The following is a 13277-nucleotide window of genomic DNA, read 5'->3' on the forward strand; positions in this document are numbered from 1 at the left end:
TTCGTAATGAACCTTAACCAACGAAGCAGTCAAACGATCGGCAGAAAAGAGATTGTCTACTCTGTCAGCAATATGATGATTGGACTCGGAATCCTCACGCTCCCCCATACGATTGCGAAGAAGACCCAGTTCTCGGATGGCTGGATGCCGATCGTTCTCGGCGGCATGATCGCATTTGTATTTGCTTGGGCCATCGGCGTATTGGCTTCGAGGTTTCCCGGTAAAAACTATCATGCAATGGCCTCGATGATTTTGAGCCGAAAAGCAGCCCATGTGCTGACGCTGTTAATGAGTCTTTACTTTCTGTTATTTGTCAGTTACCAAGTGCGCGGCGTTTCCACGATAACGAGGCTGTATTTATTCGATAACACGCCGGAGGAAATCATCGGGCTGGTTTACTTGCTGGTATTAATCTATGCCGTTGCCGGGCCAAGCATCGCTTTGGTGCGTTTGAACCTGATTTTCTTTCCCATCGTTGTCACGATTTTGCTGCTGATCGTCCTCTTGAATCTTGGAAGCTTAAACATGCACTTTCTGCTGCCTGTGTTTAAAACCGATTGGAGAAGAATCGTTGCCTCTTCGAAGGATACGGTATTCTCCTACCTCGGACTGGAGATCATGCTGTTCTACAACATCTATGTCGCTAGGAAAAGCAAGCTTCCAGGATCTATTTTACGCGGGTTGATGATACCGATCTGCATATACTTTGTTGTTTTTGTGTTTGTCATTGGCGTTTTTGGACCGGTGGTGGTCTCCAATACGCTGTATCCGTTAGCCGAATTGGCCAAAGAGGTTGAAGTCCCGGGAGGGATATTCGAACGGTTTGAATTTTTCTTTTTTGTCATCTGGCTGATGACGTTGTTCAGCACGAATGCGATGGCGTTTGACGTGGCATTATTGGCGCTGGAATCCGTATTCCCTAAACATCAAAGATTTACGATGATCCTTGTTCTGGCCCCGATCCTGTTCATCCTCGGTTTATTGCCGAGCTCGCTCCGAGAACTCAACGTATTTGCCGAATGGATCAGTTATATGGGGGTCGGATTCGCATGGGTGCTTCCGGCACTGCTGCTCTTGATCGCTAAAGTTCGGGGGGTGAAGGGGGATGGCTAGAAAACTCAGGATGTTATTGGCGCTCATGCTGTTATGGCCGACAGCCGGCTGCTGGGACCGCATCGAAATCGAGGAGCGCGGATTTGTAGTCGGCACGGCTCTTGACGCGGCAGAGGAAGGACAAATTAAGCTTACTTTTCAAATTGTCGTGCCTACGCAGATGAAAGGCTCCAGCGGCCAAAAGAGTGAGGGGGGGAGCCCTTTTATCAATCTGTCCTCGACCGCGAGCAGCGTATTCAAAGCCGCACGGAAGATGTCGAATGAGATCAGCCGCTCTCCTTACCTGGCCCATAATCAAGTGATCATTATCTCTGAAGCGCTGGCCGGAACGGAGCACATAGGCGATGTACTGGATTTGTTTGTCCGGGATCCGGAGAACCGGCGAGCTTCCAATATTATGGTCGCTGAGGGAGAGGCAAGCAAGATCCTGGAGATCCATTCAAAGATTGAAACCTTGCCTGTGCAGTACATTCGTTCGACGCAAGAAAATAAGGACAAAAGCGAATCCATCACGCCTCCAACGAATATGGGGGAACTGCATCATTTCCTGTTGTCCAAGTCGAGTTATGCGCTGCCCCGGGTATCGATCACGCAAGACGACAGAGTATCCACCAGCGGCGCGGCTGTGTTTAACGGCGAGAACTACAGGTTCATAGGATTCCTGGACAACGATGAAACCACGGGCCGGAACATGATGCAGGGAACGGTAAAAACCGCATCCCTGGAACTGGTCGTTCACGGCAAACAGCTCGTTTTTGAAGTCAGGGAATTCAACCGGATCATTCGAGTCCATCTGGACGATCGCGGACGTCCCGAGTTTGACGTTGAAATTTCGGTCAGAGGCAATATTGGGGAAGCTGAGCTGGAAGAGAGCGAAATCGTTCGCGAACTAAACGGGGAGATCAAACGCAAGGCGGAGGAACGGATCAAGGAAATCGCAATGGATGTCATTCAAAAGGCCCAGAACGATTATAAATCGGACTTTTTGGGCTTCTGGAAGAAATGCCAAGAGCAGGAGTACGAAACTTGGAACCGTTACAAGGACGACTGGGACCGAGGTCAAAACATTTTTTCGCAATGCAAGATCCATGTGCACGCAGACGCGAGAGTCCGAACCATTGGAACCATTACCGGGACGGAATAAGGAAGGAAGGTTGATGGAATTCATGGATCTTCGCTACGATATTTTGTTAAATCCGCTTGTCGTGATTGGTATACTGCTGCTCATCCTCGTACCGTTGACCTTATTCCAAACGAACCGGTATCTGCACAAATACGGGGATCCGCCCTGGAAGCAGCCGGAGAAACCGGATGATGGTGCAGAGAGAAGCGAACATGATTGAGTCAGGTTCCATATGGAAATAATGAGGAAACAAAGACTCAATTGGAGGAGCGGAACCATGAGGCTAATCCGCAATAAACGAATTACATACGGATGGCTGATTTTGACGATATTGATTGCTATTTTGACGATGCGCCTTGCCTGGGTGCAGCTCGTGATGAAGCATCAACGGGTCCCCGGAAGCCGGCATACAATGGTTGAGGCATCGCTTATCCAGCGGGAACGGGGCATCGTGCTGGATTCGGGCCGCGGACATTTTACGGATCGCAACGGAAAACCGCTCACAGGCAATTTGATCTGGACAGCCGTATTGTTTCCGGCCGGCGAGAAGGAGCTGAGGAGCGCCCATCATCAGGTTGCCAAGCTGGCCCGCATCTTGGGAACGGACACGAATCAGTTGCTGCAAATCTGGGGCAAGCTAAAGGAGCCGCAGCTATGGCATGGAGCGGATTCCCGCATTCCGCGTTCCTTGTCCAAGGAGCAGATCAAGCAGATTCGCGAGCTTGAGCTCCCCAAACTCAAGGTTCTTCCTTATGAGCAGCGGTACGGTAATCGCCAATCGGGCATGCAGTGGCTTGGTTTTGTATCCGGCCAGCGTAAGGAAAGCCTGTTCTTTCAGGATTATCCGGAGATTTCGGGAACCAGCGGCCTGGAGAAGACGATGGATTCGCTGATCCGGGGTGAAGGACCTACGGTCGTCTATTTTCCGGTAAACAGCACGAATGAAGTGATTCAGGATATGAAGCCGATGGTGAAGGCGCCGGACAATCGGTACTATCCGTTACGGGTATCCACAACGATCGATATCGATATTCAGCGGGGGATCGAGACCATCACGGAAAAAGCGGGCATGAAAGAAGGGGCGGTTGTCGTGCTGGATGCACGCAATGCCGATATCGTGGCGATGGTATCCAGACCGTTTTACAATCCGGAGCAGATACATCCGAAAGACGGTCAGTGGGAGAATCGCGGATTGAAAGCGGCCACGCCAGGCTCCGTGTTCAAGCTTGTCACGGCAGCGGCCATTTTGGAGAATGGTCTCAGCTCGCCAAACGAACATTTTCATTGCGATGGGGAATTCGGCAAGTTCGGATTGTCCTGCTGGAAAAAGGGCGGGCATGGAACGATTGATCTTCGCGAGGGCTTTGCGGAATCCTGCAACGTCGTATTTGCCACGCTTGCGGAAAGATTAACCCCACAGCAAATGACCTCAGCGGCATCCGCGCTGGGCTTTGGTCAAAGCGTAGGCTGGCAATCACAGCAGTTTTTAGGGCTTCGCTCATTTGCACCGTTGGATCATGAAGAGAAGGGGACGGTCTTTTCCGGCTCCGCAGATGCCTCCGATGCAGGCGTAAGAGTGCAGACAGGCATAGGCCAAAGAGACGCTGCCGTATCTCCGCTCCAAGCCGCTAATGCGATGGTGACGCTGCTTCATGGCGGGGTGAAGACCAAGCCGCGTATTGTGAAGCAGATTCGGTACGCGAACGGCCAGTTGCTTCAGGATACGAATCCGCTGTACGAACGCCCAGCAGGAAACGGTATTTCCCGGGAAACCTCTTCGATCCTGCTCGAATGGATGGAGGATGTCGTTCAAGAGGGAACAGGAAGCGCTTTGAATCATCGCAAATGGACCCTTGCAGGCAAATCGGGAACCGCTCAGGTCAAAGTAAAGGGCCGTGCCCGAAACAATCAGTGGTTTGTCGGGTACGGCCCGGTGGAGAAGCCACGTTATGCGGTGGCAGTATTGGTGGAGAATCGGAGCACGAACAGCAGCAATCAGGCAACCGAAATATTCGGTCAGGTCTCCGATTTCTTGGCCTCGGTTGAAGCGGGCTCCGGCTCCGCGTAAGAGCGGGACATATCCCAAGGGGACACATCGAATTCTTCGCTCGGCAGATGGATCCACTGCTTCAGATATCCCTGCGCAAGCAATTCCTTGATGAGAATCAGCAGGATGGGAGCCAGAATCAAACCGGCAACCCCAAATATCGACAGGGAGATCATCATAAAGGACAGCATCAGAAAGGCGGAGGATACGCCGATCGAGTTTCCCGTAATTTTAGGCTCGAGCAGCTGTCTGGAAATGACCACCACGGCAAGCAGAACGATCAAGCCGATTGCAAGCCCGGTGTTGCCTACAATGAACAAATAGGTGATCCACGGAATAAGAATAACGGGAACCCCAAGCAGCGGCAATACATCAAATACGGCGCAGATAAGCGCGACGGACAGGGAATTGCCCGTACCTAATATCAAGAGTCCTATGTATACAATGACAAAGGTGATGCTGACCAGCTTCATCTGGGCTTTAATATAAGAGCCGATTGCCTTGAATACATTGTCCTTCAGGAAAACAAAAGCCGTCTTAAGCGTCTTCGGCGTCTTGTCCTTGGCGATTCTCCGCCAGCTGCCGATTTCCGTGCTCAGGAAGAAAGCGAGGATAATCGCAACCCCGAAATTCGCGATGAACGAGGAGAACGACCCCATGAATCCAACGATGTAACGGAAGAACGACTCGGCAGCGCCCTGGGCAAAGGTGGTAATGTCTTGGAAGTAACCGTTCAGGCGGTCCGTCAGATCCGGCGGCAGCGCGTCGAGCTTCGTCTGCAGGAACATCAGGGTTTCCGAGAAATGTTTCTGGATCGTTTGGGTGTAAGCCGGCAAATTGTCCTGCAGGTTCATGAATTGCGATACGATGAGCGCTCCGGCTCCAAACAGGATGCCAAGGATGACGAGCAGGAAGAGCAGAACGGATATCGCGGCGGCGAAGGGCTTCGGAAGCCCCCTGCGGTGCAGGAATTTGGAGAAAGGCTCAATAATCAGGAAAACGAGGAAAGATAAAAACACCGGAGCCGCAATCTGGTAAAGCTTGCTGAATATGAGCATGATCAAGTAAACCGTAAGCACGATTAAACCTATATCGAAGGCGGTTCTCCAATATTTTTTATACAAGGGAAGCATAGTGGGATATCGGCTCCTTTATACTTTATTGATAGATATCATTGTACACGATTTGCGAAAAAAAAGCCTATTTCTTTAAGTGCTATGATAAAATAATAATAGTGTCTTCATTAGAAAAAGAAATAAAAAGCGGGGAGTTAGCATGCAAACGTTACTGCTATGGTTGTTTTACCTTTCATCTTTTTATGCATTCATTCCCGGCATCCTGACCCGGATATTCGGTTTTCGAGTATTTCGCAGGGGAACAGGCTTGGAAGACTTCGCCTTAACCTTTGATGATGGTCCTGATCCGTTCTATACACCAAGACTGCTGGATCTATTGAAGCGGTATAATATGAAAGCGACTTTTTTTCTGGTCGGTTCCCATGCCGAGAAGCATCCGGAGGTCGTCAAACGCATTCATAGCGAGGGTCATCTGATCGGGATTCACAACTATGTTCACAAGAGCAATTGGTTAATGCGACCCGTGACCGTCCGCAAGCAAGTCAAACGCACGGACGATATCATCTACGCCATAACCGGCGAGCGCTCGAGATATTACAGACCGCCTTGGGGAATCGTGAATCTATTCGATTTTGCCAAGAATACCGGCTGCCGCATCATCTTATGGTCCTCGATGTTTAATGATTGGCGAAGCAAGATCGGCGCTGACAAGCTGACTCAGCGTATGCTGGCCAAGCTGAACGGCGGCGAGGTTATGCTCCTCCATGACTGCGGTACGACGATGGGAGCGAACCCCGATGCGCCGGAGCAAATGCTGATTGCCTTGGAACGCGTACTGAAAGTCGCAGAGCAGAAGGGAATGAGAAGCATCCGAATCGACGACATGATGGCTAAGGAAAGCAAAGCGAAAGCGAAGAAGCTGTCTCCTCTCAAGCGGTTGATCGTCTCGTTGTGGCTCTTGTGGGAAAAAGCATTTCATGCGGTGTTCGCGCTTGAAACGGTTAATCCGGAGGATCCGATGCTGCATTTCCGAAAGCGTGCTTTCACCGGCAAAACGGTCGTGATGGAAGACGGCAGCCGGCTTGAGAAGGGAGACCAGGTGCTCGAGCTCCACTTTGACAACAAAAAATTGTTCGAGATCGGCAGCCGCTCCCGCTCGGAAGTGCAGCTTGCCATCAAAATGATTCGTGCCGTGCAGAAGGATTTGCCTTCTCTGGCGAACATGGTGCTGGACCGGCCCGAGTTTAAGGATATCAAAGGGTTGTATGCCGTAACCATGATTTCGCGTGGCCCCGAGCAATTCGGATTCCATGTGATGGATTTGCCTCGGGGGCTGTTCGCAAGCTCGTCCAGACTGTATCTGAAACTGCTGCTCAGCGTCATTCACCCGAAAGGGCAGGCCCGCCTGAAGGAGGGCACCCAGATGATGGAGCCGAAAATGCTCGTCATGCCGGTGGATGTTCTGATCGGACGTTATACGGAGAAGAAAACGCAGGTTTTGCCTCCATCGGAGGAACAGCAGGAAGTTCAACAGGAGCATGCGGGTGATCTGGCGGTTGCCAGTGTCTCGCAAGGCATGTAGTTCATCGAATCGATGGTTTCCGCCATTATGCATGGATTATCTCTTAGATGGTTTTGGTTATAAAAAAGGGGTTATCCCCGCAGGCTGCTGCAAATGCCTGCGCGGGATAACCCCTTTGCTTTATTAAGGATTAGATTTTCAATACGCCGCCAGAGCTGGCGTTGGTCACAAGCTTCGAGTAGCGGGCAAGGTAACCGGTTTTCACTTTCGGTTCGAACTCAACCCATTTGCTGCGGCGTACAGCCATTTCCTCTTCGGAAACGTCCAGCAATTGAATCGTCCGTTTATTCAGGTCCAGCTCGATGATATCCCCGTCTTCAACGAAAGCGATAGGTCCGCCTTCAGCCGCTTCCGGCGAGATGTGTCCGATGCTGATGCCGCGGGAAGCGCCGGAGAAGCGTCCGTCCGTGATCAGACCGACTTTGGCTCCAAGCCCCATGCCTGCAATCTGCGAGGTCGGCGCCAGCATTTCCGGCATGCCCGGTCCGCCCTTCGGCCCTTCGTATCGAATGACAACCACATGGCCTTCCTTGACCTTGCCGTTGGCAATGCCGCTAAGCGCCTCGTCCTGGGAGTCAAAGCAGATGGCAGGTCCTTTATGGTATCCGCCAACCGACGGATCGACCGCACCGACTTTGATGATGGAGCCTTCAGGAGCCAGATTGCCGTACAGTACCGCGAGTCCGCCGCGCTCGGAATACGGGGAATCGATCGGATGGATGACGTTCTCATCCTGGATTTCGCAGCCCTCTACGTTCTCGGCCAGCGTTTTGCCGGTTACGGTAATGCAATCCCCGTGCAATGCGCCCGGCTTCTTCAGAAGCTCGTGCAGAACCGCGCTTACTCCGCCTGCCAAATGCACGTCCTCGATGAAGTAATCCGAAGCCGGAGCCAGCTTGGAGATGTGAGGAACGCGGTCAGCGACTTCGTTGATCCGCTCCAGCGGGTAATCAAGGCCGGCTTCTTGGGCAAGCGCCAATGTATGAAGCACCGTGTTGGTGGAGCCGCCCATCGCCATATCGAGCGCAAACGCATTGTCGATAGCTTCCAGGGTTACGATGTCACGCGGCTTCAGGTCCATTTTGACAAGTTCCATCAATTGTTTGGCCGATTGTTTAACAAACTCTCTGCGCTCTTCGGCGATGGCAAGAATGGTGCCGTTGCCCGGCAGAGCCAGACCCAGCGCTTCGGCGAGGCAGTTCATGGAGTTGGCGGTGAACATGCCGGAGCAGGATCCGCAGGTTGGACATCCGTATTGTTCCAATTCCAGGAGCTCATCGTCATTGATTTTGCCGACCTGGTGAGCGCCGACGCCTTCGAATACGGAAGTCAGGGACAATTTGCGGCCTTTGCTGTCCACGCCGGCCTTCATCGGTCCGCCGCTGACAAACACCGTCGGGATGTTAACGCGCAGGGCGCCCATCAGCATGCCTGGCGTAATTTTGTCGCAGTTCGGGATGCACACCATGCCGTCGAACCAGTGGGCGGATACAACGGTTTCCAGGGAATCCGCAATGATCTCGCGGCTTGGCAGCGAGTAGCGCATGCCGATATGTCCCATGGCAATTCCGTCATCCACGCCGATGGTGTTGAACTCGAACGGAACGCCGCCGGCTTCACGGATCGCATCCTTCACGATCTTGCCGAATTCCTGAAGATGCACGTGACCCGGAACGATATCGATGTAAGAGTTGCACACGGCGATGAACGGTTTGCCGAAATCCTCTTCCTTAACGCCTGCTGCACGCAGCAAGCTGCGGTGCGGCGCCCGGTCAAAACCTTTCTTGATCATGTCTGAACGCATTTTTTTGGTTGTCATGATGTCGATTTCCCCCCAGATCTATTATAAAATTGTTACGCTTTAGCGCGGTCTTCCGGCAAAGCAGCCGGGTACCTGTAAACAGCGAATAGGTTTTAAATGAGTCTATCACAAAAAGGTAGGTTTTTCTACATGATATTAATAGGAAGCGATGGAAGGAAGGCTGTCGTGACGGCCAAGAAAAAGCCTGTCCCCCTTGGTCGGGAACAGGCTTCCTACTGAAAAGGTATGCTATTTCTTGCCGCCTTTGCGGCCAATTTCCTGATAGAATTCGCGATTATGATTCCGCGAGGTGGCTTCGCCGCCCTTTTGACCGATTTCCTGGTAAAACTCGCGGCTATGGTTTTTGGACGTCGCTTTGCCGCCTTTTTTGCCGATTTCCTGATAGAATTCGCGGCTGTGTTTTTTGGCCGTGGCTTCGCCGCCAAGACGTCCGGCTTCTTCGCGGGTCATCTTTCGATTGCTGTTGGTGGCCATGAACAAATCACTCCTTTACCGTCGTATTTGCTATGCGTATATGTTACTTACCACGGTCCATTTGTCATGAATCAAAACATTCGACTAAAGATTGGTAAATTTTCAAGTCGGAGCGATTTCTTGATCCCATGCGCCAATAACGCTTAAATCAGAGTTTATTTCATGGTTTAATAAGAGTATGATCAAGAATAGGATAGGGAGGTTTTGAACCGTTGCCGTTTGTTCAAGTGAAAGGACGAACCGTTCCCTGCCAAGGGATCTTGTTTGATAAAGACGGTACGCTGCTTCATTTCATGGCGCTGTGGGGAGGATGGGCCGATTATGTGCTCGAGTTCATGGAGGAACGGCTGGAGCTGATGGGATCCGGCTTTACGCTGCCGAAAGAGAAGGTGCTGGGGACCAAGCACGATGCCGGCGGACGCGTATCGGGGTATGATCTGCGGGGTCCGCTCGCCATGGGCACCGTGGAGGAGACCAACGGGCTTCTGGCCTGGCAATTGTACGCAGCCGGGATGCCATGGAACGAGGCGATTGTACAGGTCCATCAGATTACGAAAAATGCCATGTACGAAGTCCGTCAGCGAAAGCCGGCATTCCCGATGCCCGGACTGGAACATTTCCTGGAAAAATGCAGCTTGGCCTCCGTGAAGATGGCAGTGGTGACTTCGGATCAAACCTCAGGTGCCGTGGAGCAGTTGGAATGGATGGGGCTTCGCTCGTACTTTACGGTCATTATGGGAAGAGATCAGGTTCGAAATGGCAAGCCGCACCCCGAAATGACCGAGGCGGCATGCCGCCGGCTCGGAATCAAACCGGAGGAAGCGGTTGTCATCGGCGACAGCAACGCGGATATGCAGATGGCGAAGCAAGCAGGCGCTGCGCTGGCCGTAGGTTTAATGACGGATGAAGGGGAGCCGGCGCATCTGACAGATGCCGATGTTGTCATATCCGATTATAATGAATTAGACGTGCACAGGTAGACGTGTTATTTTAAGGGCTGTACGGAGGTGTATAAGAGTGGAGAACAGGGAAAAGATCGAGCAGTTGGCAACATGGATCGAAGCGAGCGACTACATTGTTTTTTTCGGGGGAGCCGGTACCTCCACCGAGAGCGGAATACCAGACTTCCGTTCGGCAGCCGGACTGTACCAGAGCGAGCACCAGTCTCCGTATCCGCCGGAGGTCATGCTCAGCCATACTTTTTTTATGCAGCATCCGGAAGTGTTTTACGACTTCTACCGGAGCAAGATGCTGCACCCGCATGCGCAGCCGAACGGCTGTCACCGCCTATTGTCGAGACTCGAGCATGACGGGAAGCTAAAGGCGGTCATCACGCAGAATATCGATGGCCTGCATCAGTCGGCGGGATGTTCCGAGGTGCTGGAGCTTCACGGTTCCGTGCACCGCAATTATTGCATGGATTGCTCCCGATTCTACAGCCTTCAGGATATTCTGGACATTAAGGAAACCGTCCCGCGCTGCAAGGATTGCGGGGGGCTGGTTCGGCCGGACGTCGTGCTGTATGAAGAGGAATTGGACCAGAACGTCATCATGCGCTCGATCCAGGAAATATCGACGGCCGACTTGTTGATTATTGGGGGGACTTCCCTGACGGTACACCCCGCTGCGAGTTTGATCTCCTATTTTCATGGAAGCAAGGTAGCTTTGCTGAATGCAGATCCAACCCCATACGATCATCGGGCAGGCCTCCTGATTGCGGATCGGATCGGTCAAGTCATGACGCAGGTGGATAAACTGATCAGCACGTGAGGGGACAAAAGGCGGCGTATTGCCGTACCTGTCCCTGTAATCGTTTTCTTGTCAAAGGAAGACCAAACGCGATAAGATGGAATTTAGCAATGGACCTATTCACTTAGAGAGGCAGGGATTGCAAGTGACCTATGTGGCTAGCGAAGACCGCTATGAAGGAATGAAGTATAACCGCGTGGGGCGGTCCGGGCTGAAACTTCCCGCGATCTCCCTTGGATTATGGCATAATTTCGGTGGCGTCGACACGTACGAGAACGGGCGGAACATGATTACGCGCTCCTTCGATCTGGGCATCACCCACTTCGATCTGGCGAACAATTACGGACCTCCTGCAGGCTCTGCCGAGGAGACTTTCGGTAAAGTGCTTTCCAGAGACCTTAAGGCATATCGTGACGAAATCGTCGTTTCGTCCAAAGCCGGCTATTATATGTGGCCCGGTCCTTACGGCGATTTCGGATCGCGTAAATATCTGGTATCAAGCCTCGACCAGAGCTTGAAGCGAATGGGCCTGGACTATGTGGATATTTTCTATCATCATCGGATGGATCCGGAAACGCCGCTCGAGGAAACCATGGCAGCGCTGGATCATCTCGTTCGTTCCGGCAAGGCGCTGTATGTCGGAGTCTCCAACTATTCGCCGGAGAAGACCCGGGAAGCGATATCGATCCTGAAAAGCCTGGGTACCCCGCTGCTCATCCATCAACCGAGCTACTCCATGCTGGACCGTTGGGTGGAGAACGGATTGCTTGACGTCCTGGAAGAGAACGGGGTCGGAAGCATCGCATTCACGCCGCTTGCCCAAGGGCTCTTGACGAACAAATATTTGAACGGCGTGCCTGTCGATTCCCGTGCCGCAAGCGCATCCGTGTTCCTGAACGAAAGCAATATCACGCCTGAGGCGCTGCGCAAGATCAGAGCCTTGAACCAAATCGCCCAAGCCCGGAACCAGAGTCTGGCTCAATTCGCGCTCGCCTGGGTTCTGCGCGGCGGCCGGGTGACGTCTGCCCTGATCGGAGCTAGCAAAGTAAGCCAGATTGAAGACAACGTGGCTGCCTTGAACAATCTGGAGTTCTCGAAGGAAGAGCTGGATCGCATAGAAGCGATTCTCAAAACGGAGAATGCATCTTCTTCGGAAGGATAGATACTGGCGAAAACATGGTGGCATTGAAATAGATACATGAAAAGGAGCGCCTTTAGGATGATAACCGGCCTGAAGGACGCTCCTTTTTTTGCCAAGGGATGGCTTGGGCGCAATCTTTAAGTAAGCGCGGATGAAGAGATGATGTCCTTGCGGTACCGCGACGGGGATCGGCCGACGAGCCGCTTGAATTGGCGCGAGAAATAGAGCGGATCGGTCAGTCCGACCGATGCGGAAACCTGCTCGATGGACAAATCGGGACGTTCGCGCAGCAGCCGTTTGGATTGGTCGATTCTTAATTTAAGCAGATACGTGATCGGAGTCATGCCCGTTTCCTGCTTGAAGATCCGTGACAGGTATGCGCGGTTGTAGCCCAGGCTCGTACACATCTGTTCGATCGAGACGGGATGGGCGTATTGGGAAGCCATGTAACTGATCATCTGCTTCACCGTGCGCTGGACCTGGGGTTCTGACAGCGTCAATCGGGACGGCCGGTCGCTCTGATTCATGATCTCGGCCCAGATTAAATGCAGGTAACCGATGGCGGCCATGTGAGAGCTTTCTTCCCTGGATTGAAAATGGCCCTGGATGAGGGATACATAGCCGGGAATGGGGTTGTTCTCCACGAGGTGGAGGACAGGCTTTTCGGGCGTGAGCCCCAAACGGGATATCTCTTCATCGGCGTGTTCTCCGTCAAAGGCGACCCAGCGGTAGCGCCACGGCTGGCTCGCATCGGATACATAGCTGACAATCTGGCCGGGATGAATCAGGAAGCAATCGCCGGGCCCGAGCTGGTATCTGTCGGTTTCGGTCCGAAATACGCCATGGCCCGATTCGATGATGTGCAAGAGGTAATGATCGAATATTTTGGGCCCCAACGCATGCTCCGGAAGGGTCTGGCTCTCGCCGGCGAATCGCACGTGGAGCCAGCCGCCGCCTTGCTGTGCTGGGTTGGAAGCAACAGAATAGGTTGGTTTCATCATTCATTTTCCTTTACAATGAGTTTGGGAAAAAGAGGAACTATAGGGATTTCGTGATCATGAATTTATTGTACCTCCATAAGTCACATAAATCCATATGTAACACACAAGATTTCATTATCGGTTAACGAGATTTCCATTATACTGAAGAC

The 13277-nt window shown here is 52.4% G+C and carries 11 protein-coding genes and 1 pseudogene; 8 read left to right on the forward strand and 4 right to left on the reverse strand.

Annotation, left to right across the window (positions count from 1 at the left end):
• Window positions 1–6: 6 nt before the first annotated feature.
• The 4 genes from MHI43_RS08075 to MHI43_RS08090 are packed head-to-tail and all read left to right on the forward strand — an operon-like array spanning window position 7 to window position 4304.
• Window positions 7–1113: an endospore germination permease gene (locus MHI43_RS08075; protein ID WP_036666261.1), complete on the forward strand. Its 1107-nt coding sequence runs from the start codon at window positions 7–9 to the stop codon at window positions 1111–1113.
• Window positions 1106–2257 (forward strand): Ger(x)C family spore germination protein, encoded by a 1152-nt coding sequence (locus MHI43_RS08080; protein WP_015734067.1) that lies wholly within the window; start codon window positions 1106–1108, stop codon window positions 2255–2257. The genes MHI43_RS08075 and MHI43_RS08080 overlap by 8 nt, the downstream gene beginning before the upstream one ends.
• A 13-nt stretch (window positions 2258–2270) precedes the next feature.
• The gene (locus MHI43_RS08085; RefSeq protein ID WP_015734068.1) at window positions 2271–2456 is read left to right on the forward strand and encodes a hypothetical protein; all 186 of its coding nucleotides are present in this window, start codon (window positions 2271–2273) and stop codon (window positions 2454–2456) included.
• Between the two features lie 57 nt (window positions 2457–2513).
• On the forward strand, window positions 2514–4304 hold the full coding sequence (locus tag MHI43_RS08090) for a penicillin-binding protein 2 (RefSeq protein WP_036666258.1): 1791 nt from the start codon (window positions 2514–2516) through the stop codon (window positions 4302–4304).
• Here the strand turns inward: MHI43_RS08090 and MHI43_RS08095 are convergent.
• Window positions 4253–5416: an AI-2E family transporter gene (locus tag MHI43_RS08095; RefSeq protein WP_015734070.1), complete on the reverse strand. Its 1164-nt coding sequence runs from the start codon at window positions 5414–5416 to the stop codon at window positions 4253–4255. The two genes, MHI43_RS08090 and MHI43_RS08095, sit on opposite strands and share 52 nt — an antisense overlap.
• A 142-nt stretch (window positions 5417–5558) precedes the next feature.
• Here MHI43_RS08095 and MHI43_RS08100 point away from each other — a divergent pair, with 142 nt between their 5' ends.
• Window positions 5559–6941, forward strand: coding sequence for a polysaccharide deacetylase family protein (locus MHI43_RS08100; RefSeq protein ID WP_036666256.1), 1383 nt, complete (start codon window positions 5559–5561; stop codon window positions 6939–6941).
• A 130-nt stretch (window positions 6942–7071) separates the two neighbouring features.
• Here the strand turns inward: MHI43_RS08100 and ilvD are convergent, their stop codons facing one another.
• Together ilvD and MHI43_RS08110 are read right to left on the reverse strand one after the other, a co-directional pair.
• Complete coding sequence (gene ilvD, locus MHI43_RS08105) at window positions 7072–8760, reverse strand: dihydroxy-acid dehydratase (protein WP_015734072.1); 1689 nt, start codon at window positions 8758–8760, stop codon at window positions 7072–7074.
• A gap of 237 nt (window positions 8761–8997) precedes the next feature.
• A pseudogene (locus tag MHI43_RS08110) lies at window positions 8998–9237 on the reverse strand (general stress protein); the annotation flags it as partial.
• Between the two features lie 212 nt (window positions 9238–9449).
• Between MHI43_RS08110 and MHI43_RS08115 the strand changes: the two are divergent.
• The 3 genes from MHI43_RS08115 to mgrA all read left to right on the forward strand — a co-directional run bounded on the left by MHI43_RS08115 (window position 9450) and on the right by mgrA (window position 12148).
• A complete protein-coding gene (locus tag MHI43_RS08115) occupies window positions 9450–10217 on the forward strand; it encodes an HAD family hydrolase (protein WP_036666254.1) in 768 nt (255 codons plus the stop codon).
• 37 nt (window positions 10218–10254) lie between these two features.
• Complete coding sequence (locus tag MHI43_RS08120) at window positions 10255–11007, forward strand: NAD-dependent protein deacylase (protein ID WP_036666252.1); 753 nt, start codon at window positions 10255–10257, stop codon at window positions 11005–11007.
• 124 nt (window positions 11008–11131) lie between these two features.
• The gene (mgrA, locus tag MHI43_RS08125) at window positions 11132–12148 is read left to right on the forward strand and encodes an L-glyceraldehyde 3-phosphate reductase (RefSeq protein WP_036666289.1); all 1017 of its coding nucleotides are present in this window, start codon (window positions 11132–11134) and stop codon (window positions 12146–12148) included.
• Window positions 12149–12264: 116 nt separating this feature from the next.
• On the opposite strand, the gene MHI43_RS08130 is transcribed toward mgrA, so the two are convergent.
• Window positions 12265–13128, reverse strand: a complete 864-nt coding sequence (locus tag MHI43_RS08130; protein ID WP_015734076.1) for an AraC family transcriptional regulator — start codon at window positions 13126–13128, stop codon at window positions 12265–12267.
• Window positions 13129–13277: the final 149 nt, after the last annotated feature.

Source organism: Paenibacillus sp. FSL H8-0457 (genome assembly GCF_038051935.1).
Taxonomy (GTDB): Bacteria; Bacillota; Bacilli; order Paenibacillales; family Paenibacillaceae; genus Paenibacillus_AQ; species Paenibacillus_AQ lautus_A.